This is a genomic window from Synechococcus sp. MU1625 (assembly GCF_020514205.1).
Taxonomy (GTDB): domain Bacteria; phylum Cyanobacteriota; class Cyanobacteriia; order PCC-6307; family Cyanobiaceae; genus Parasynechococcus.
Map to the genome: position 1 here is coordinate 378002 of NZ_VTLA01000001.1, position 19277 is coordinate 397278.

29 protein-coding genes are annotated in these 19277 nt (G+C 59.8%); 14 read left to right on the forward strand and 15 right to left on the reverse strand.

All coding sequences use genetic code 11. The features are described 5' to 3' along the window. Position 1 precedes the first annotated feature (1 nt). Complete coding sequence (locus tag FZX13_RS02200) at positions 2 to 376, forward strand: hypothetical protein (protein ID WP_226406865.1); 375 nt, start codon at positions 2 to 4, stop codon at positions 374 to 376. 9 nt (positions 377 to 385) lie between these two features. On the opposite strand, the gene FZX13_RS02205 is transcribed toward FZX13_RS02200, so the two are convergent. After that, positions 386 to 1660, reverse strand: a complete 1275-nt coding sequence (locus FZX13_RS02205; RefSeq protein ID WP_226406867.1) for a Y-family DNA polymerase — start codon at positions 1658 to 1660, stop codon at positions 386 to 388. A 12-nt stretch (positions 1661 to 1672) separates the two neighbouring features. Further along, on the reverse strand, positions 1673 to 2104 hold the full coding sequence (locus tag FZX13_RS02210; RefSeq protein ID WP_226406869.1) for a translesion error-prone DNA polymerase V autoproteolytic subunit: 432 nt from the start codon (positions 2102 to 2104) through the stop codon (positions 1673 to 1675). A 94-nt stretch (positions 2105 to 2198) separates the two neighbouring features. Here FZX13_RS02210 and FZX13_RS02215 point away from each other — a divergent pair, with 94 nt between their 5' ends. Beyond that, positions 2199 to 2588, forward strand: coding sequence for a hypothetical protein (locus FZX13_RS02215; RefSeq protein WP_115093751.1), 390 nt, complete (start codon positions 2199 to 2201; stop codon positions 2586 to 2588). On the opposite strand, the gene FZX13_RS02220 is transcribed toward FZX13_RS02215, so the two are convergent. The 5 genes from FZX13_RS02220 to FZX13_RS02240 form a co-directional block, all read right to left on the reverse strand. Continuing rightward, positions 2557 to 3156, reverse strand: coding sequence for a 2OG-Fe(II) oxygenase (locus FZX13_RS02220; RefSeq protein WP_226406880.1), 600 nt, complete (start codon positions 3154 to 3156; stop codon positions 2557 to 2559). The two genes, FZX13_RS02215 and FZX13_RS02220, sit on opposite strands and share 32 nt — an antisense overlap. A 2-nt stretch (positions 3157 to 3158) precedes the next feature. Beyond that, positions 3159 to 3707, reverse strand: coding sequence for a hypothetical protein (locus FZX13_RS02225; protein ID WP_226406882.1), 549 nt, complete (start codon positions 3705 to 3707; stop codon positions 3159 to 3161). Positions 3708 to 4031: 324 nt separating this feature from the next. After that, a complete protein-coding gene (locus FZX13_RS02230) occupies positions 4032 to 4466 on the reverse strand; it encodes a 23S rRNA (pseudouridine(1915)-N(3))-methyltransferase RlmH (protein WP_226406884.1) in 435 nt (144 codons plus the stop codon). Continuing rightward, positions 4463 to 4888 (reverse strand): hypothetical protein, encoded by a 426-nt coding sequence (locus FZX13_RS02235; RefSeq protein WP_166018206.1) that lies wholly within the window; start codon positions 4886 to 4888, stop codon positions 4463 to 4465. Before FZX13_RS02235 ends, FZX13_RS02230 begins: the two co-directional genes overlap by 4 nt. A gap of 3 nt (positions 4889 to 4891) precedes the next feature. Then, on the reverse strand, positions 4892 to 5377 hold the full coding sequence (locus FZX13_RS02240) for a pentapeptide repeat-containing protein (RefSeq protein ID WP_115024199.1): 486 nt from the start codon (positions 5375 to 5377) through the stop codon (positions 4892 to 4894). A 72-nt stretch (positions 5378 to 5449) separates the two neighbouring features. Between FZX13_RS02240 and FZX13_RS02245 the strand changes: the two genes are divergently transcribed. The 8 genes from FZX13_RS02245 to FZX13_RS02280 all read left to right on the forward strand — a co-directional run bounded on the left by FZX13_RS02245 (position 5450) and on the right by FZX13_RS02280 (position 11758). Then, on the forward strand, positions 5450 to 5818 hold the full coding sequence (locus FZX13_RS02245) for a YraN family protein (protein WP_115023341.1): 369 nt from the start codon (positions 5450 to 5452) through the stop codon (positions 5816 to 5818). A 14-nt stretch (positions 5819 to 5832) separates the two neighbouring features. Then, complete coding sequence (gene rsmA, locus FZX13_RS02250) at positions 5833 to 6657, forward strand: 16S rRNA (adenine(1518)-N(6)/adenine(1519)-N(6))-dimethyltransferase RsmA (protein WP_226406886.1); 825 nt, start codon at positions 5833 to 5835, stop codon at positions 6655 to 6657. A gap of 9 nt (positions 6658 to 6666) precedes the next feature. Beyond that, on the forward strand, positions 6667 to 7590 hold the full coding sequence (ispE, locus tag FZX13_RS02255) for a 4-(cytidine 5'-diphospho)-2-C-methyl-D-erythritol kinase (RefSeq protein ID WP_226406888.1): 924 nt from the start codon (positions 6667 to 6669) through the stop codon (positions 7588 to 7590). Then, positions 7587 to 7904: a DUF3082 domain-containing protein gene (locus FZX13_RS02260; protein WP_115023336.1), complete on the forward strand. Its 318-nt coding sequence runs from the start codon at positions 7587 to 7589 to the stop codon at positions 7902 to 7904. Before ispE ends, FZX13_RS02260 begins: the two co-directional genes overlap by 4 nt. A gap of 182 nt (positions 7905 to 8086) precedes the next feature. Beyond that, positions 8087 to 9070 (forward strand): pyruvate dehydrogenase complex E1 component subunit beta, encoded by a 984-nt coding sequence (locus FZX13_RS02265; protein WP_115023334.1) that lies wholly within the window; start codon positions 8087 to 8089, stop codon positions 9068 to 9070. A gap of 5 nt (positions 9071 to 9075) precedes the next feature. Next, positions 9076 to 10557 carry a protein translocase subunit SecD gene (secD, locus tag FZX13_RS02270; protein WP_115024197.1) on the forward strand — a complete coding sequence of 494 codons (1482 nt, stop codon included), beginning with the start codon at positions 9076 to 9078 and terminating at the stop codon, positions 10555 to 10557. A gap of 3 nt (positions 10558 to 10560) precedes the next feature. Further along, positions 10561 to 11550 (forward strand): protein translocase subunit SecF, encoded by a 990-nt coding sequence (gene secF / locus FZX13_RS02275; protein ID WP_226406890.1) that lies wholly within the window; start codon positions 10561 to 10563, stop codon positions 11548 to 11550. After that, complete coding sequence (locus FZX13_RS02280; RefSeq protein WP_226406892.1) at positions 11543 to 11758, forward strand: hypothetical protein; 216 nt, start codon at positions 11543 to 11545, stop codon at positions 11756 to 11758. Before secF ends, FZX13_RS02280 begins: the two co-directional genes overlap by 8 nt. Here FZX13_RS02280 and FZX13_RS02285 read toward each other — a convergent pair. Next, a complete protein-coding gene (locus FZX13_RS02285) occupies positions 11755 to 11925 on the reverse strand; it encodes a hypothetical protein (RefSeq protein ID WP_226406894.1) in 171 nt (56 codons plus the stop codon). The two genes, FZX13_RS02280 and FZX13_RS02285, sit on opposite strands and share 4 nt — an antisense overlap. 176 nt (positions 11926 to 12101) lie before the next feature. Here FZX13_RS02285 and FZX13_RS02290 point away from each other — a divergent pair, with 176 nt between their 5' ends. Beyond that, the gene (locus FZX13_RS02290) at positions 12102 to 12281 is read left to right on the forward strand and encodes a hypothetical protein (protein WP_115023327.1); all 180 of its coding nucleotides are present in this window, start codon (positions 12102 to 12104) and stop codon (positions 12279 to 12281) included. Positions 12282 to 12469: 188 nt separating this feature from the next. Here FZX13_RS02290 and FZX13_RS02295 read toward each other — a convergent pair whose 3' ends face one another. The 4 genes from FZX13_RS02295 to mnmH are packed head-to-tail and all read right to left on the reverse strand — an operon-like array spanning position 12470 to position 15989. Further along, positions 12470 to 13459 carry an AI-2E family transporter gene (locus FZX13_RS02295; RefSeq protein ID WP_226406896.1) on the reverse strand — a complete coding sequence of 330 codons (990 nt, stop codon included), beginning with the start codon at positions 13457 to 13459 and terminating at the stop codon, positions 12470 to 12472. Then, entirely contained in the window at positions 13456 to 14535 is a 1080-nt protein-coding gene (locus FZX13_RS02300; protein WP_226406898.1) for an AI-2E family transporter, read from the reverse strand. Before FZX13_RS02300 ends, FZX13_RS02295 begins: the two co-directional genes overlap by 4 nt. Then, the gene (gene psb28, locus FZX13_RS02305; RefSeq protein WP_226406900.1) at positions 14532 to 14915 is read right to left on the reverse strand and encodes a photosystem II reaction center protein Psb28; all 384 of its coding nucleotides are present in this window, start codon (positions 14913 to 14915) and stop codon (positions 14532 to 14534) included. The genes FZX13_RS02300 and psb28 overlap by 4 nt, the downstream gene beginning before the upstream one ends. A 30-nt stretch (positions 14916 to 14945) precedes the next feature. Continuing rightward, positions 14946 to 15989 (reverse strand): tRNA 2-selenouridine(34) synthase MnmH, encoded by a 1044-nt coding sequence (mnmH, locus tag FZX13_RS02310; RefSeq protein ID WP_226408223.1) that lies wholly within the window; start codon positions 15987 to 15989, stop codon positions 14946 to 14948. A 39-nt stretch (positions 15990 to 16028) separates the two neighbouring features. Between mnmH and FZX13_RS02315 the strand changes: the two genes are divergently transcribed. Next, positions 16029 to 16748 (forward strand): GUN4 domain-containing protein, encoded by a 720-nt coding sequence (locus tag FZX13_RS02315; RefSeq protein ID WP_226406902.1) that lies wholly within the window; start codon positions 16029 to 16031, stop codon positions 16746 to 16748. 53 nt (positions 16749 to 16801) lie between these two features. Further along, positions 16802 to 17239 (forward strand): ATP-binding protein, encoded by a 438-nt coding sequence (locus FZX13_RS02320; protein ID WP_226406904.1) that lies wholly within the window; start codon positions 16802 to 16804, stop codon positions 17237 to 17239. Here the strand turns inward: FZX13_RS02320 and FZX13_RS02325 are convergent. Then, complete coding sequence (locus FZX13_RS02325) at positions 17199 to 17453, reverse strand: DUF6439 family protein (protein ID WP_226397733.1); 255 nt, start codon at positions 17451 to 17453, stop codon at positions 17199 to 17201. The two genes, FZX13_RS02320 and FZX13_RS02325, sit on opposite strands and share 41 nt — an antisense overlap. Before the next feature lie 49 nt (positions 17454 to 17502). Between FZX13_RS02325 and FZX13_RS02330 the strand changes: the two genes are divergently transcribed. Next, positions 17503 to 17772, forward strand: a complete 270-nt coding sequence (locus FZX13_RS02330) for a hypothetical protein (protein WP_226406906.1) — start codon at positions 17503 to 17505, stop codon at positions 17770 to 17772. Positions 17773 to 17801: 29 nt separating this feature from the next. Here FZX13_RS02330 and FZX13_RS02335 read toward each other — a convergent pair whose 3' ends face one another. Both FZX13_RS02335 and FZX13_RS02340 read right to left on the reverse strand, forming a co-directional pair. Beyond that, complete coding sequence (locus FZX13_RS02335; protein WP_226406908.1) at positions 17802 to 18092, reverse strand: copper-binding protein; 291 nt, start codon at positions 18090 to 18092, stop codon at positions 17802 to 17804. A gap of 77 nt (positions 18093 to 18169) precedes the next feature. After that, positions 18170 to 19243, reverse strand: coding sequence for a class I SAM-dependent methyltransferase (locus FZX13_RS02340; RefSeq protein WP_226406910.1), 1074 nt, complete (start codon positions 19241 to 19243; stop codon positions 18170 to 18172). Positions 19244 to 19277: the final 34 nt, after the last annotated feature.

The window sequence follows — 19277 nt, forward strand, 5'->3', positions numbered from 1 at the left end:
GATGAACCCTCCTCCCTCTGAGCCACCCTCTCCTGCCAATAGCGGTCTTTATCTGGTTCCTTACTGGGTGCGTGGCGGTCGCCTCTGGGGCGTGATTGTGTTTGTTCTCGTGCTGGGTGGTCTCGTGGTGCCCATGCTGCTGTCGGCGGTGCGGCGCCAGGCCAGTTCACGTGGCTTCGGTCGTGGTGTCGCGACATCCCTTTGCAGTCTTGCTCACACCTCCACAGGCCTGAGTCGTGACGACGCCATGGCCCAGCTGGAAGAGATTCGAACCAGTTTTGTGCGCACGCGGGCGGTCGACGCTGAAGCTTTCCTCGACGGTGTGGATCAGGTGGCGATCAGCCTCCCTGCCTGCCGTTTTCTGGGTGAGCCGTGATCGATGGGCTCAGGCCCTCACCACGGGTAGATCCTGCAGACGGGTGGTGGCGGCTCGGCTGAGTTGCTCCCGTCGCATCAACCAGCTTGGCTGCAGTCCGCAGCCTGCCCATTGCAGGGTTCCACGCCCGTAACGCCGATTGATCTGGTCGATGGTCTGCATCAGGCATTCCCGTTTCTGCTGCTGCTCTTCACTCATCGGCACCATCAGATGGGTCTGGAGGATCTCATGGCTCTGCAGGTGCTGCATCAGCACGCCGGCCTTGGCCAGTTGACGGTGGGGGCGAAAGATTCGTGCCACCAAGGGGTGCGCTGCTTGCAGCAGCACGGACGTGTCATTGCTCGGTAGATCCAGTTGCGTGCTGGCCGCTTGGCTGTAAAAGCCGGGAGCGAACGGGCTTGTGCGGGTGTAGATGGTGAGGGCTGCCGCCCGCTGCCGTTGCTTGCGCAATTTCTCGGCGGCGCGCACCACATAGGTCGTGATCGCCTGGTGCAGCTCAGCCTCGCTGGTGATGGGTCGGCTGAAACTGCGGCTCACGCAGGTTTCCTGCTTCGGTGCCGGTGCAAGCTCCAGCGGTAGGCAGGCATGGCCGCGCAGTTCGCGTTGCAGACGCAGGCCCACCACGCCGCATTTGGCGCGTAGCTCACCGCTCGGCATGTCCCGCAGGCGTCGTGCGTTGCTGATGCCCCGCAGTCGACACCAATGGGCCAATTGACGACCGATCCCCCAGACATCCTCGATCGCAATCGTTTCCAGCCAGTGATCAGGGTTATCGCACTGGCCGAGGTCGAACGTCCCGGCACGGTTCGGGGTCTGTTTGGCCAGGCGATTGGCCAGCTTGGCCTGTCCTTTGCTGGCCCCCAGGCCGATGGCGATTGGGATGCCGAGGTTCTGTCGGGCCCGTGCCCGCAGCTGTCGGGCCCAACCTTGTAGATCACCATTGCTGGGACGACGAATCCGACCGAAGGCTTCGTCGATCGAATACACCTCCAGCTCTTCACAGTGGGCCTCCAGCAGGCTCATCATCCGCTGGCTCATATCGGCATAAAGGGCGTAGTTCGAACTGCGCACCACCACGTTGTGCCGTTCAAGCTCTCGACGCGCCTTGAAGTACGGCGTCCCCATGCGGATCCCCAGGGCACGGGCTTCGGCGCTGCGCGCCACGATGCAGCCGTCGTTGTTGGACAGCACCACCACGGGCTGGCCGATCAGGGCCGGGTCCAGGCTCTGCTCGCAGGAGGCATAGAAATTGTTTCCATCGATCAGGGCCGTGGCCTGAGACATGGCGATGTCGCCTCAGAGCGGATGGATTACATGAATGGCGACGCCCCAGATCTGAACCTCGCCGCAGCGGTGAAGCTCCAGCGGCGGATAGTCCGGATGGGCGGCTTCCAGGCGCAACCTGCCGCGATGGCGCACCAGGCGCTTGAGGGTGAAGGCACCGTCAAGCACAGCCACGACCACCTTCCCCGGTCGCGGTTCGAGGCTGCGATCGACCACCAGGAGATCACCGTCGTGGATGCCGGCGTCGGTCATGGAGTTGCCGCTGACATGCAGGAAAAAGGTGCTGGTGGGATGCCGGACGAGTTGTTCATTGAGGTCGATCCCCACATCGACGTAGTCATCGGCGGGGGATGGGAACCCAGCGGCAACGCATTCATTGGCTAGGGGCAGAGTGAGCCGGGTTCGCCTTGGTTGCAGGGGCAGCGGAATGTGTTGGAGCTCCACGGCAACAGCAACAGCAACAGCTGGCTAAATAGTACACATGTACTGATCGCTATGGGGAGGGTCCGGTGAGGATGGTGGTCTTCGGGTTCTGGTATTGGCTGACTCTCCTTATCTCGTGGCCATGGCGTTGATCGATCAGCAGGGGCAGCGGGCGTTGCCTCTGGGGGGACGCTCTCAGAAAGAGGTGGCTCCGCAGGGTGAGGCTCCGGAAGCGTTGGGCCATGTCTTGGTGCTGGAGCTGCTGCTGCGGGTCTTCCAGCGCAGCGATCAGGGTTCTCTGCAGCGTGCTGCTGGAGCAGACAGTCTGCTGCTGGTGGAGCTGCCGATGGAGCGGCTGCCGGAGGATGTGCCCAGGCTTAAGGCGGCCTGGCTGAACACGGGTGATACGGCTGCATTCAAAGCGGCGCTACAGACCTTTTCGCCCCGGGCCTGGACCGTATCGATCGAGAAATTCAAGCCGGTGGCTCTGCAGCCGTTGTGGTGAGGGGCGGTTGAGCCCAGATGTTCACGGCCACGGAGTAGCGCTCGCCTTCGAATGGGTTGATGCGATGCAGGATTCCGGGTGAGAAGAGCACCAAACGGTTCACCACGGGCGGGATCGAGATCACAGACCGGAACGTTGGCAGGGGGCCCTGATAGCCGTTGCTGATCGGGGGGTTGTCGGCGACCAGAAGTTCACCTCCAGCACAGCTGACGTGGGGATAGAACACTGTGGACAGCAACGGCAGTACATAGCGGCCGCTGTATTGGCCTTCCAGCTCGTCCTTGTCGATGTGCCAATCGAGGTCGTTGTTGGTATTGCACCACCACTCGATCCCGGCCCGCTGGGGTGCGAACGGTGTGGCGAGGGGGAGAAGAACCTCGTCGAGATAGCGATCGACGATGGCTTGCTGGGCGGGCGCGTGGATGGAGCGAGGGGCACCGCTCTCGGGTCGCCAGCTGAACTGAGCATCGCCGGAATGCTGCTCCCTGAGCCGGCCATGGATGTCGCAAAGATCCCGCAGGTGTTGCAGCTCCTCGGGCTGCAGCAGGTTGTCGACCACGTGCAGCATGGTTAGGCGTGTTGCGAGGCTTGCTTTTGCAGGTGCATCACGTACTGGAACGCTTTGCTGTCTGTATCCCTGGCAATTTTTTTGAGTCCAAAGCTGTGATCGCTTTGGAGCAACCGATCGATGTTTTTGCAGGACACTTTTTTGCCCTTTGGTACTTCGATCAAAGGAGGTTGAAAGTTGGCTTTTGGGCCCTCTAAAAGATGAAGAATGCTGGGTATAGCGATTTCAGTCACGGGCCAGTGGCGTTTGGGCCGTCTCTTGAAGTAGTTGTTGTTGAAATAGTTGTTAAAGAGCACCCCGAAAGTTTTGAAAGTCGACCAGGGCATGTAGGCACCACAAACCCGGCCAACCCGAAGCTTTGATGGGTCGTCGTCCAACATTTCCCTGACGAATTGTTTGAGGTGAGGATCAGATTTAGCCTTTAATCTCCATCTCCACTTGGTCTTTCTGTCAATCCGAAATGGCTTGTTGCCGCAGCCGATACGGTGGTTGGAAAGTTGATTCTTCGCCTGGCTTGACACGAGCAGGTCCGTATCGGTGTGAATGAGCACCTTGTCGTGACTGTGGTGGTCGGCGAGGACGGTCTTGATTAGTTCACACAGGGCATAAACGGTGCAGGGCCGCCAGGTGGGCTGCCTTTGTTTTGTGAAGTGGATGCTGTGACCCTCCCGTTCGGCGAGGGCGGTGAGGTCGGATTGGAGGTCTGGATGACTCTCCAAAGAAACGTGGAAGTAATGACGCAACTCAAAGGGTGCAAGAAACACCCTGTAGTTCTCCAGTTGTTGGGCAATGTGATCAATTGACTGGCCATGGATCGGGGAGAGCAGAGCCAGACGCATGGTGGAGAGAGAAAGAGCAGCAGCGACAGCAAAATCTTAGGCGCGGTGATAAGGGCTGCCTTGAACAATCGTCTGGGCCCGGAACAGTTGTTCCACAAGCATCAGTCGCGCTAGTTCGTGGGGGAACGTCATCGGAGAGAGGCTCAAGCGCCAGTGAGCCTGTGCCTTGAGCTCAGGGGTTAGACCATCGGCTCCACCAATCACAAAGACGAGCCGCTCGTAACCGAACTGTTCGAGTCGTCGCGCGAAGGGAACCGACGCCAGGGTCTCGCCCTGCTCCATGAGAGCGATCAGGGTTTCGTCTGGCCTTAGGGCCGCTCGGATCGCATCTGCCTCTTTGTCCGGGGTGCTGTCCCGAAGCTCGCTGATGGTCAATCCCGGCAGGCGTTTGAGGTAAAGCTCAATGCCCTCCTGAATCCAACCGCGACGCACTTTGCCCACCGCAAGAATCCGGCAACGAGCCGGGTTCAAACGTCATCTCCTTCGTCCTCGAGAAGCAGCTGACCGAAGGCCACATAGAGGCTCTCCTCTTCGCTTCCCGGGTCAACTTTCGGCCGTTTTGGTTTGGTGTTTTTTCCCGGTCCAGCCTGGCTGCGCGTCGGGGCGGCCAGGCCTGGAACCTCGTTGCTGCTGTTCAAGGACGAAGACTGCCCAGACGGCTTGCGTTGGGCTTCCAACTGTTTGAGGCGGGCCATGAGGTGCTCAGGAACCGTGCCGTCCTGGCTGGCCTTCATCAGTTCCCGGAAAAGTTCTTCGGGATCCTTTTCCGTTTCGACGCGGTGGCGCGCCTGGCTTGCTTTGGCTGCCGCCGGGGGCTTGGGTTCTGGCAAACGTTCGGGGAGCTGGCGTCCCAACTCACGCAGGCGCTCCAGACTGCGGGGATCAAAGCTCATGGTTCAAGCGCAACCGAGACTTTCGCGGGTGCTTCGGCCAGTGACTGAATTAACGCCGTCGGCCACTGCACAAAGGCTTTTGAGTTGGTCACCGCGCATGGGGACATCGGTGAAGTCAGCTCCTGTGATCACCACATCCTTGAAGCGAGTGTTGAAGGCGAAGGATCCTTCCAGTACGGCATCCGAGAGGTTGGTTCCCGTCATCACGGCGGAATCCAGCGTGGCTTCGCGCAGATCTGTGCCGCTGAGGTCGGCGTCCTGCAGCTTCGCGCCGTACAGGCTTGCCCCGCGTAGATCCGATCCAGAGAGATTGGCTTCGCGCAAGTTGCTGAGGTTGAAGGTGGCGCCACGCAAATCTTTGTCGGAGTAGTCGGCACCGATCAAGACCTGTTTGGCGACATCCATGGCTGCATGGGCTGGAGCGACCACCAGCCACTGAGCGGTTAAGACCAAAAAAGAGACCAGAAGGGCCGCGAAGCGTCTGCGCATGAGCGGAACAATCACCGCTGAACCCTAGAACCGTTCCTGGGGGGAATGGTTTGAACAAGAAAGTGATGGTTCATGCCGGTGGAGTCTCAATGCAGCGGTCGCTGGGCGGAACAGCAGGCCTTGCAACAGCTTGAAGCGAAGGGATGGCGGTTGCTCGATCGCAACTGGCGCTGCCGCTGGGGGGAACTGGATCTGGTGCTGGAACAGCATCAGCAGCTGTTGGTGGTGGAGGTAAAAGGGCGCCGCATCGGTCATTGGGACCGCCGCGGCCTGGATGCGTTTCATCCCGCCAAAAGACGCCGCATGGCGCGTGCAATCAGTTGCTGGAGAGCTGCGCATCCAACCTGCGCCGAGAAGCTGCTCCGGATCAAGCTGGCCCTTGTGCCGTTGATGCCATCCCAAGAAACGATTTGCTGGATGGATGTGGAGCGGCTGTGCTGATGCACAGTTGATCGATGGGTTTCTCCGGACATCACGCCCGCAAGCGCTTCGGCCAGCATTGGTTGCGTGACGACTCCGTTCTGCAGCGGATTGTTGAGGCTGCCGATCTTCAGCCGACCGATCGCGTGCTGGAGGTGGGGCCTGGTCGGGGGGCTTTAACCGAGCGTCTGCTGGCTGCGGATGTGGGGGCAGTGCATGCGATCGAGCTTGATCGCGATCTGGTGGCCGGTCTGCAGGATCGTTTCGCTGATCACCCTGGGTTCAGCCTCCATCAGGGGGATGTTCTCGAGGCGCCCCTCGAATTGAGTGACGGTCACATCGCCGACAAAGTGGTGGCCAACATCCCTTACAACATCACAGGGCCTCTGCTTGAGCGGCTGGTGGGGCGGTTAGATCGCCCTGTGGATCCGCCGTACCAACGGCTTGTGTTGCTGGTGCAGAAGGAAGTGGCGGAGCGGATCCGTGCCCGTCCGGGCCACAGCAGTTTCAGCGCCCTAAGTGTGCGCATGCAGTTGCTTGCCCGCTGTGGTTCGGTGTGTCCAGTGCCGCCGCGCTGTTTTCAGCCCCCTCCGAAGGTGCAGTCGGAAGTGATCTGCCTGGAGCCTTTGCCGCCGTCCGAGCGGGTGGAGCCGGCCTTGGCTGCTCAGGTGGAATCCCTGCTGAAGCAGGTATTTCTGGCGCGGCGCAAGATGTTGCGCAACACCCTGGCGGGCGTGGCCGATCCCGACCGCTTGCAGGCTTTGGCTGCCTCCGCTGGCTTCAGCCTTCAGCAGCGTCCCCAGGAACTAGCTCCGGACATCTGGGTTGCCCTGGCCAGGGGTTTGAATCGGGGCGACTGAACGACCACCATGATTACGGTGACGGCCCCGGCAAAAGTCAATCTGCACCTGGAGGTCCTGGGGCTGCGGTCGGACGGTTTCCATGAGCTGGCCATGGTGATGCAGAGCATCGAATTGGCGGATCGTCTCAGCTTTGAGAACACCGCCGATGCGCGGGTCAGCCTCAGTTGCGATGACGCCAGCCTCAGTGTTGGCGACGACAACCTGATCCTCCGTGCGGCTCACCTGCTGCGGGATCGTTCCGGCTTCAGTGAATTGGGGGCGTCGATTCATCTGGAGAAACGCATCCCCATTGGTGCTGGCCTGGCTGGAGGTTCCAGCGACGGCGCTGCGGCGCTGGTGGGTCTGAATGCCCTTTGGGGATTGGGCCATAGCCCCGCTGATTTGGAGCGGATGGCGGCTGAGCTCGGCTCTGATATGCCCTTCTGTGTCGCCGGAGGGTGTCAGCTCTGTTTCGGCCGAGGGGAGCAGCTGGAGGCGGTGCCGCCGACCAACGAACCCCTGGCAGTGTTGTTGGTCAAAGACCCCAGGGCGAGTGTTTCAACGCCATGGGCCTACAAACGTTGCCGCGAGCTGAACCAATCCCGCTACCTCGCTGATGAGGCTGCGTTTGAACGCCGCCGGCAGGCCCTACGTCAGGACGATTGGCTGAACCCCTTGCGCAGCGATCGTCCACCGTCTTTGCGAAACGATCTGCAGGAGGTGGTGGCGCCCGAAACAGCTGCTGTCCGCTCGGCGCTTCAACTATTGAAGAGCGTTCCCCACAGCCTGGCGGTGGCGATGAGCGGATCAGGTCCCAGTTGCTTTGCGCTGTTCCGTGATCTGGAGTCATGTCAACAGGTCCAGGGCGATCTCGCTCCCCAGCTGGAACGTGCCGGATTAAGGGCGTGGTCTTGCGCCTTTCGCCGCGATGGCGTGAGGATCGAGTCATGACTGATGCCAAGACCACAGAGAGCCCCGAGCCACGGGATCCCCGCAAAGGTCCGCTGAGTTTTCTTTCTGGGGCGCTCACAGCTGGATTCTTGGCTTGGCTTGCTCTGGGTTGGAGCCGGCGGATGGTGGTGTACTTCGCTGTTCACCCACCTCACTACAGCTCGCCGATTGCCCAAAACATTGCCGTCACCCTGAAGACCTTGCTGGTGGGCTTGTCCTTTCTGGCCACGTTCAGCACCGGGTTTGTGGCTCTCGGTCTGACCCTGGTGTTTCTTCGCAGTCTCTTTACGGCTCGCGATCAGAACCCTGCCTAGCCTCCGCCCATTGCCAGGGTTTGGATGACGCCCCACGACCTCGGTCAGCTGGCGCTGCTGCTGTCTCCAGCCATGCTTCTCTCAGTTTTGTTGCTGTTCACCTTTGCTGCCGGCGGTTGACCCTGCGCTGACTGAGATAGCTTGGCGTCACCACCCGGATTGGCCGGGATCAAAGGGACGCCGTGGCAGGAACACTTCTCTTCAACGCCCTCCGGGAAGCCATCGACGAGGAGATGGGCAGAGACCCCCACGTCTGTGTGATGGGTGAAGACGTCGGCCATTACGGCGGCAGTTACAAGGTCACCAAGGATCTGGCGGAGAAATACGGCGATCTCAGGGTGCTGGACACGCCGATTGCCGAGAACGGATTCACCGGTATGGCGGTGGGTGCGGCGATGACCGGTCTTCGCCCGATCGTTGAAGGGATGAACATGGGCTTCCTGCTCCTGGCCTTCAACCAGATTTCCAACAACATGGGGATGCTCCGCTACACCAGTGGCGGCAACTTCACCATCCCCACGGTGGTGCGCGGGCCGGGTGGCGTGGGTCGTCAGCTTGGGGCTGAGCACAGCCAGCGGCTTGAGGCCTATTTCCATGCCGTGCCCGGCATCAAGATCGTTGCCTGCAGCACGCCCACCAATGCCAAAGGCCTGATGAAGGCCGCGATTCGGGACAACAATCCCGTGCTCTTCTTCGAGCATGTTCTGCTCTACAACCTCACCGAGGAGCTCCCCGAAGGCGACTACACCTGTGCCCTTGATCAGGCTGATCTGGTGCAAGAAGGGACGGACGTCACGATCCTGACCTATTCCCGGATGCGTCACCACTGCCTCAAAGCGGTGGAGCAGTTGGAAGCCGACGGCGTCAGCGTTGAACTGATCGATCTGATCAGTCTCAAGCCCTTTGATATGGAGACGATCAGCCGCTCCATTCGCAAGACCCACAAGGTGATTGTGGTGGAGGAATGCATGAAGACCGGCGGTATCGGTGCCGAGCTGATCGCTTTGATCACCGAGCAGTGCTTCGACGATCTGGATGCCCGTCCGATGCGTCTGTCCAGTCAGGACATTCCAACCCCCTACAACGGATCCTTAGAGAATCTCACGATCATTCAGCCGCATCAGATTGTTGAGGCGGCTCAGGCGTTGGTCAACAAGGACATCTGACATTGATGGCGCGTTTTCAGGGTTGGTTTGCCCTTGTTCTTGCCCTGGCGATCGCAGCCGGGATGTTTTTAGTTCGTACTCCGCTGGAACTGGGCCTCGATCTGCGGGGCGGCAGTCAGCTCACTGTTGAGGTGAAGCCGGCCGGAGAGATCACCCGTGTGGGCTCCGAGGAAATGGAAGCGGTGAAAGCCGTGCTTGATCGCCGGGTCAACGGTCTCGGTGTGGCCGAGTCGACTCTCCAGACGGTGGGTGAGTCGCAGCTGGTGTTGCAGCTCCCTGGCGAACAGGACCCCACCGCCGCTGCGAGGGTTCTCGGCGACACGGCTCTGCTCGAGTTTCGTGCTCAGAAGCCCGATACCGAAGCTGAATTCCGTGGCCTGAGGCAGCTCCGCTCCCAGGTGGAAGCCATTCTCAAGCTCCGTGAGGATCAGATCCGCCGCGGTGAAACGCCAGCGCCGCTGGATCTGGATCAGCTCAAGACAACCCAGAAGACTCTGGGGCTCGAGGGCGAGGCCACCTCGGAGGAAGAGCAGCTTCGGGACTTGCTCGAGAAGGTCGACGCCGATTTGCTCACAATGCTTGAGCCGGCCGCCCTGACGGGGAAGCAGCTTGTGACGGCCGGTCGTCAACCGCTACAGAACAACCCAACCAGCTGGGAAGTGACCCTCAACTTCGATGGGGAGGGCGCTGAGGCTTTCGCTGATCTCACCAAGTCGATTGCGGGCACCGACCGATTGCTGGCGATCATCTTGGATGATCAGCTGATCAGTGCCGCCAGTGTTGGTCCCCAGTTCAAGAGCGCTGGAATCTCAGGTGGTGCAGCCACCATCAGCGGCAATTTCAGTGCGGAAACGGCGCGCGAACTGGAGGTGAAGCTGCGGGGCGGCTCTTTGCCCCTCCCCGTTGAAGTGATCGAGGTTCGCACCATCGGCCCCACTTTGGGGGCTGAGAACATCCGCCGCAGCCTGGTGGCCGCCCTCTCGGGACTTGCTCTGGTGGCCGTGTTCATGGTGGTGGCCTATCGCCTGCCTGGGGCTGTGGCTGTGATGGCTCTCAGCCTGTATGCCCTGTTCAACTTGGCGGTGTATGCCTTGATCCCCGTCACGCTCACCCTGCCGGGAATCGCTGGATTCATCCTTTCGATTGGTATGGCTGTGGACGCCAACGTTCTGATCTTTGAACGCATCAAAGATGAACTGCGGCGGGGCAACACCCTGATTCGCTCGATTGATACCGGTTTCTCGGAGGCCTTTTCATCAATCGTTGATGGTCACCTGACCACGTTGATCAGCTGTGCAGCTCTCTTTTTCCTTGGCACGGGACTTGTCAAGGGCTTCGCGGCAACTTTGGGCATCGGTGTGTTGCTGAGCCTGTTCACAGCCCTCACCTGCACCCGCACCTTGTTGCGTTTCCTGATGGGTTACGCCGGTCTTCGTCGTGCCAGTAATTTCCTGCCCGCCCGGCAGCTTCCTTCTCCTACCGCCTGAACCATGACTGAACCTTCGTCATCGGCAACAGCGGGCGAGGTCCGCAATCTGCGCTGGTCCCTCAGCAGCATGCGGCGCAGGGTGTGGCTGATCTCTGGCCTTGTGGTGTTTGTGAGCCTGTTGGGGTTGCTGCTCAGCTGGCTGGATCCCGCCATTCGGGCCCCCCTGCGTCCGGGCCTCGACTTCACCGGCGGCACGCAGATTCAGTTGGAGCGCCGTTGTGATGACTCCTGCGGTGAGCTCAAGGCGATTGCGGTCTCCGATGTGATTCGCAGCCTGGACCTGCCAGTGGAGGAGGGGCAACCTCTCCCCAACCTGGGGGCGCCCCGGGTTCAGCTGTTGGATGGCGGTCAGTCACTGTTGTTGCGGCTGCCAACCCTGTCGGCTGCCCAGGGCCAAGCGGTGATCCAGGCGGTTGAACCGGTCGCGGGTCCGTTCCTCTCCGGTGGTCAATCGGTCGACACCATTGGTCCCAGCTTGGGTCGGCAACTGTTGCGCAGCAGCCTGATTTCTCTGCTGGTCGCCTTCAGTGGCATCGCGGCCTACATCAGCTTCCGCTACGACCGCCGCTACGCCTTCCTGGCCCTGGTGGCCCTTGCCCATGACGTCGCCATCGTTTGTGGTGTGTTCGCTTGGCTTGGCGTTGTGCTGCAACTGGAGGTCGACAGCCTCTTCGCCGTCTCGCTGCTCACGATTGCTGGATATTCGGTGAACGACACGGTGGTTGTGTTTGATCGCATCCGTGAACGAAGCAAGGATGCAGCTGATCTGCCTCTCTCTTTACAGGTGGATCAAGCGGTGTCGGCCACATTGACCCGCACCATCTATACAAGCGGAACCACTCTGCTTCCTCTTTTGGCCCTGGTGTTCTTTGGTGGAGCAACGCTCTACTGGTTTGCGATCGCTCTGGCCTTGGGGGTTGTGGTGGGCTCCTGGTCGAGCATCGCCCTGGCACCATCGCTGCTCACGCTCTGGGACCGTTCCCGTGACTGATCGCAGTGGCGTATCTCAACGGCGACGCCATCCTGCTCGATGGTTTCCGATTCTTCTGATCCTCTTGGCCCTGGGCGATCTGCGCACCGAAGTGCAGCTCCTGAGTGATCAGTTCACACTCACAGGCTTGGGCTATGCGATTCGACATCACCAGTTGGCTGTGGTGGTGCTGCTGGGTTCACCGTCCCTGTGGCGTCGTTTCGGCTAGCTGGAGCCATTGCCGAATTCACGCCAGATGGAATCCCAGGTGCGTTGCTTCACATCAGTGTTCCATCGCCCCTTGCTGTGGGTCGAGGACCACCACGATTCGAACAGGTCGTGCGCTTCTTCGTGCAGTAATTCCGGATCGAGGTTCTCTCGAACCAGCTGCTTCACGGCCTGCCTCAGTTCCTCATAACGAGAGAAATTGAAGATGACGTCCAAGCCCTTTCGTCTCAAGACCTGTTGGACACGCTATTGGATCGTTGGCCTGGAAGGGGTGGTGTTGGTATCAATCTGAACGTCATTGCTTGTTGCGCCTGAGCTACGACTCAACTGGTTGCTCAGGTCTCATGGAATTGAATCCTGGTCTCAATGAAGAGGTGTTCGGGTTGCGCGCCGAGGTTGAGGCTCTGAAATCACGGCTGAACAAAATTGAACGCGGCCAAGAGGTTGCGGTGTCTGCGGCCTATTGGCAAGCGGTTGAACGGGAACGCGATTCAAGTGAGAAGAAGAAACGTCAGCTGCTCTAGGGGATTGAAAGCTCGACCTAATGCGCTTGCCCTTGGTGCATGTTCAAAAAAAATTGGGACCCTCTCCCAAGAGCCCCAATGCTCGACGCGTCGCTCTCACGACACCGTAAAAGTACTTAGTCAGCACTGGTCTCAGGTGTGACCCTTGCTACAAAGTGTTCATCTGGATACATTGGTGGATTCTGGTCTTAGGCCCAGCGATCCATGATCTGCTGTACCACCACGCGTTGCATCAGCACCTGAATCACCACCACCAGCGGAAGGGCGAGCAGCACGCCTGGTAGCCCCAGCAGGGCGCCAAGGCTGAGCTGGGCTGTCAGGGCGACGGTGGGAAGCAGATTCACGGTTTTGCGCAGCAGCAATGGCGTGAGCAGAAATGCCTCGAGGTTCTGCAGCACCAGCCGGAAAACGAGCACCGAGACCATCAATTGCGGCGATTGCAGCAGTGCTAATCCCGTCGGTAGAAGGGTTGCCGCTGTGGGGCCGATGGTGGGTACGAAGGTGAGCAGGCCGCAGACGAGGGCGCTCAATAGAGCAAGGGGTGCTTTGAGCAGCAACAGTCCACCCCAGGTGAGCAAAAACACGCTGGTGGCGGAAAGGGTCATGCCGCTGAGCCAACCCCCCAGCGCCTGACGGCATTCATCCAGCAACAGTTCCATCTGCTGGCGGGCGGGGCGGGGCGTCACGGCGACGACCATGCGCCGATGGGAACCTGGATCCAGGGCCAACAAGATCGCGAGCAGGGCCATCAGGAACAGCTGAATCAGCGAATTCGCCGCACCGCCTGCAAAGCCCAGCAATGGTTGAAGCCCTTTCAAGTTGAGGCCCTCACCCAGCGCTTCATTCAGCTGCGCCAGGCGTGGCTCGCTGCTCAGCAGATCAGACACCTTGCTGAACAACTGCGGCAGATCACGACCCAATTGCTGGAACTGGCTGATGAGTTCCGGGACCAGCAGCTGTCCCAATAGCCCCCCTGCGAACAGCAAAATCCCAAGCACGGCAGCTAGGGCTTGTGGTCGTTTCAGCCGTGTTCGCTTCTGAACCTGAACAATCAGCACATCCAGTGCCACCGCAACCACCACGGCGCCGAACAGCACCAGGAGCACCCAGCGCAGGTGCCAGAGCAGCAGCACCAGCACCACCAGGGTGAGAGCAACAAGAAACGTGCCGGCTGTCATCCTGCGGGCTCCAGACGTTTCCAGCGATCCAAAACATCGTGGATCAGGACTTCTCGGATGATCACCTGCAGCACCACCGCTAGAGGCAGAGCCATCAGCAGGCCGAGAGGTCCGAACAGCAGCGTGAACAAAAACTGCGCGGCCAGGGTCAACCCAGGCAGCAGCTTCACTTGGTGGTGCATCACCGAAGGCGTGATCACGTAACTCTCGATGTTTTGGATCACCACATAGACCCCCAATACCGCCGCTGCCTTCCAGGGGGCATCCAGCAGGGCGACTGCCATCGGGAAGATGGTGCTCATCGTTGGTCCCACATTGGGGATCACGTTCAACAGTCCTGCCAGCAGTGCATTGGCCAGAACGAGTTTCACGCCCAAGAGTGTCAGCGCGATGCTGCACAGCACAAAGACCGCCAGTGAGCTGATCAGCACGCCGACCATCCAGCTACTCAAAGCGGCACCGCACTGATCAAGGATTCGCCGTCCACGGCGTCGATAAAAGGAGGGAATCAGCTGAAGCCCCACACTCCGATAGGCCTGGGGTTGAATGCTGATCATCAAAGCGACTGCCAGCACGAACAACAGACGCAGCACCCCGTTGCCGAGGTTTCCCGCAACACCGAGCAGGCCTAGCAATCCGCTGCCCACGCCTGCTGCCAGTGATGAACCATCGGGCACAAGCTGTCGCGGACCACTCAATTCCAGTTCATCGATGTCGGGGAATGCATCCGCGCCATAGATGGCTTCGCTGATGGTGTCGATCCAGTCGACTCCCATCCGAACGAGGGTCTGACCCGCTTCGGGCAGCTTCTGCAGCAGCAGAGAAAATTCCTCGAGGAATGGGGGCACCACAACACCCGCAGCCCCTGCAACGAGCAAGAGCAACCCGGCGATGCAGAGAATCAAGGCCAGAGGCCGTTGCATCGGCCTCCGCTCTCGAAGGATGCCCACAAGTGTGCAAAGAGCCATGGCCAGAACGACTGCAGCAAAGAGCAGCAGCACCAGCTCACGCAGGGACCACAGCAAGGTGATCGCTGCGATCAAGGCTGTTAACGACAGCCAGTGGGGCAGTCTCAAGCTTGTTGATCGTCGGCCGAGTCAGTCTGATCGGAATCCTGATTTTGTGAATAACCCAAGCCGTTGGCCTCGGCGTAGCGCTGGGCAAAGCGCATGAATCGCTCGAAATCCTCTTCGGATTTCCAGGAGTAAACGGCTTCAAGAGCACTTGCTGTGCCGTTCACAAACTTGCCGTTCACTTCTCGGGTGACCATCTCACCTTCTTCATCGACCATCCACATTCCAGTGATGTCGCCCATCGTTTCTGGAGCAATTGCAGCAGGCTTCTCGAAACGGAAGGTTGCTTGACCAGTACGACCGTCGCGGCTGCGAGTCAGACGAATATCGGGAACCACCGGCTCATTGACTCCCCGAAAGAACTGAATCGCTGCTTCGCTCACGTCGTTCTGGAACCATCGGTAGCAGAGATCTTAATCGGGGATTTCAACAAACCCGTGCTTCATCAGCGTCTGCGCGGCTTGATCAGCACTGAGGCCCGATAGGTCGATGTTGTCGCGTTTGGGGGATCGCGCCAATTCGTGGTCGTAACAACGGTCGTAATAGTCGAGTGTGGCGCGGCAGGCGCTGGCCCAGTCTTCCCTGTCAATCGCCTCGAGGGCTTCCTTGGTGCGCTGCGGGCCTAGTCGTCGACTGATCCGCTGGGTCGCCTCAGCGAGAGCTGACGCCCCTTGATGGCCGTACACCTGCACCAGCTGTTCGACCCGTTCGTTCAGGTCGCGCTGAATCTCCAGCACCGGGGCCTGCTGCATCTGATCGAAGAGAGGTTTGGGAATGCGGCAGCTCCCTACTTGGATGCTTTCGGCTTCCAACCAAATCGCCGTTGCCTGCTGGCGTTGGTGCTGATCCAACGCTTCAGCCAATTTGTTCTCGTAGTGCTCGGTACTGGGTTGATCCGGTAGGCCCAGGCCGCCGAAACTGCTGCCGCGGTGGTGGGCCAGCCCTTCCAGATCAACAACGGCTACTCCGCAGGCCGCCATGGCCAACAGCAAATCAGTTTTTCCAGTTCCCGTTCGCCCCCCCATGACGCGCAGGGGCCATCTCTGTTCAAATCGGCTCTGGGCCCAGCGCCGGTAGCTCTTGTAACCCCCTTGCAGAAGTGTTGGCTTGAGTTCGATCTGCTGCGCGAGCCAGGCCATGCTGGCCGAGCGCATTCCTCCCCGCCAGCAGTAGATCCGTGGATTGCCCAGCTCGCGAAGGGTCTCCAGCTCACGGGCCAAGCTGCTGAGCTTGGGTCCGGTGAGTTCAAGACCCAGATGAATCGCTGGTCTCCGTCCTTGCTGCTTGTAGGCGATGCCGACTTCGGCCCGCTCCTCATCGTTGAACAAAGGCAGGTTGATGGCCCCGGGCCAGTGCCCCTTCGCAAATTCGCTGGGGCTGCGCACATCCACCAGCGGACCTTTCAGCTCGCGAAGCTGCTGGATCTCGATTGAACTTGTCTCGCCCATGCCTGACATAGTGGCCAACACCGAGCCAGTTGGGGCCGGTTGCGACTCATGCTCTCCGGTTCCACACCCGCCACCAAACTCAGCGTTGACCAGCTGCTGGATCGTTTCGCGAAGGGAACACCTCGCCAACGACGCCCTCTGATCAAGCAGGTCGAAGCACGATCTGAGGACCTTGCTGCCGTCGGGCCAGATCTTCTTTCTGGCTTCGATCCTGCCGGTGATGACTGGGCTGCAGGCTGGATTCTGCAGGTCCTGCAGCGCCACCAGCCTGAGTCCATTGCCGCTCTGATCAAATCCCCAGATGCCGGCTGGCTGGCAGTGGAATCGGCAGTTGGCCTGAATTACGGCCCGTTGCAGCAGGAGCTGCTCAACCAAAACTTTGAGGAAGCGGATCGCATCACAAGCCAGTGTCTGCGCGATTTGGCCGGGGATGCTGCTGTGAAGCGGGGCTACGTCTACTTCACTGAAGTGGCTCCGATGTCGGGCATTGATCTGGTCAGTCTCGATCGGCTCTGGACGGTTTATTCCCAAGGCCGCTTTGGCTTTACGGTCCAGTCCCAGCTACTGGACGCCCTCGATGGCCGTTACGAACGCCTGTGGCCCCGCATTGGCTGGAAACGCGATGGGGTCTGGACCCGGTATCCCGGTGCATTCACTTGGTCGATTGAGGCTCCCGAGGGCCACATGCCGTTGATCAATCAGCTGAGGGGGGTTCGGTTGATGGATTCAGTTCTGAATCATCCAGCGCTTGTGGCCCGCAGATCCTGACGGGGAGATCTAACAACGGTAAGTTCAAAAGACCGACGTCAACGTGCTCCACTGTGCCGTCCAAGAGGTTTCGCTGGGCTGAGTTCACACTGCCGTCCACGTTGCAGCTGGCCCCTCTGCTGGAGCTGCTCACCGAGCCGGTGGGATGTGTGTTCACCAGTCAGCGCATCGAGTTGGGTTTACATGAGGCTCTGGTGAATGCCGTCCGCCACGGCAATGATGAAAATCCAGCCAAAAAGCTTCGCGTTCGTCGGATCCTGACGCCCAACTGGTTGGTCTGGCAGGTTCAGGATGAAGGCTGCGGCTTGCCGCAGCAGTCCCGCAGAGCGACCCTGCCGACGGCGCTAGATGCTGCCAGTGGCCGCGGGCTGTTCCTCATTCATCAATGTTTCGACGATGTCCGCTGGAGTCGGAGGGGAAACCGACTGCAACTGGCCTGCCGGCGCCCGGTCAGTGATGGGGACAGCCCGGATCCTTCAGTTCTCCTTTAATCCAGCCAAGCGCTTGCTGGGTTAGTTGCTCGACATCCGTGTGGTCTCCCTGGCGGAGTAATTGCACCAACGCTGCCGCCAACAACTCGGCACCACGACGCTTGCGGTTGCTTTTCAGTTGATGCCAGTCGCGATCGCTAATGCGGAGCAGCTGATGGAGCTCCTCTGCCTTTCCTTTGGCGGAGTCGGGCCATGGGGCGGGGGGCGGTGTCATCCCTTGATCAGTAGATCGCTCTAGTTTCGGAGCACGTGGGTTCAATGCCTTGGAAGAGCGCAAAGGCAAACGAGGTCGCAGTGAACTGCGTTGGTTGCACCACGGTTCACGCTTGCTGCTGCAAGGGCAAAGGCAGTCCCATATTGGGTCGGGTGTTGCCGCTCGACGCTGGATCCAGCGCCGCAAACTTGCCACAAACCTGATCAGCCAGCCGCTTGCTGGGTGGGATGTACCAACGGAATCGGGTCAGCGTTTCTGGAAGGCACTCCGCTTTGCTGGAGCGGGCTTCACTCTGGCCTGGCTGCTGGCCAAGCTCTAAACCGGTAAGCCCAGCCACTGGCGCTGGGCCTATGCAACCACCACCAGAGAATTGGATGCGGGAGCTTCATCCTCGGTGGAAGGAACCCCCGACGGTTGTGGCATGTGCTGACCGCGAAGCCATGCATTGTGCAGGGCCCGCCGCCGGCGATCCTCAGAGAGAACAAGACGATCTGCCGCGGCTTGGGGGCTCTCCCCAGGCAGCAAAGCTGTGCGCAGGCATATGCCGAAACCAAGGGCTTCGACTTGCACGTGACCTTCCATCAGCACGACCTGAAACGTCCAGCCCTGAAGCCAACGCAGCCGGAAGGGATTGGTCATGAAGTTCCCTTCGTAATCGCATTTACCCTATGGCTCGCAAGCGTTCGTGCAAGGGACGCTGTCAGGGAATCCGCTTATCAGCTCTCTTCATTGGTGGGTTTGCGAGCTGACCAGACCCGCGTCATGAAGTGGGATTCAGCTGTGATTCCCTCGAAGCCTGCAGCTGTTAGGCGTTTGTCGATGTCATCACCGATGTAATCCCGGTAGTAAGGCTCATGGAAGACACGCCGGAAGTTCTCCATCACTGCGGCAAATTTGGCCGAATCTGCCATCTGCACAGAGTCGGCGAGCACGAACACACCGCCTGGCTCGAGCACCCTCCAAGCCTCATTGAGAACGTTTTGGCGGGCTTCTGCTGGCAGTTCATGCAGCAGGAACACACAGGTCACGGCTTGAACCGAGCCATCCGCCAAGGGGAGTGATTCCCCATTGGCACGGATCAGCTGAACCAGCGAGGCGTCCCCGGTATTCAACCAGCGATTGGCTTGACGGAGGTACGACTCGGAGAGATCGGTACCGATGAGTTGCGCGTGAGGAACAGCAGCTCGGATTTGGTGCAGCGTCCGACCGGTGCCGGTGGCCACATCAAGGATCTTCAGGGAGCCCGGAGCCCGGTCAGCGAAATGCTTCAAGCCGCGTTTGAGCGGAGCCAGGACCCGTCGACGCATGGCATCGGCTGTGCCGTTGAAAAGGATCTCAACCTGTAAGTCGTAGAGACCGGCGGAGTGATCACTCAGATATCCATCGGTTTGATGGTGAAAATTTTGAAGGTAGTAGTCGGGGTAAAGCGCTGTTTCGGTGTCCCGTGGCATATCGCGAACGTTGCGCTCACGGCGTCGATCCCAGGTGGAGGGGAGATCCATCCACACCTGTGGATAACGGCTGACCCAGTCGAGCCAAGGTGCATCAAAGAGCAACTGCTCGGGATAGATCCCCTGTTGAGCCTCCTGCCAATCCTGTTCCTGGAGTTTGTTCATGTCCAGGCGCAGTTCTCCGAGCACCTCGGCGGGTACTGCTTCGGTTTTGGGAACGGCATCGGGAGCCACCCATTCCATCAGCTTGGTGCTCAGCTCTTTGTGAGCCAGGCCCGCGATGCTTTTGCCTTGCTGAAGCGTTTGGTACGCAAGCTTGCTCAGGGGCGTTGACGCCATCGCGGGTTCAGACAACACCCCTATTCCAGCGGAT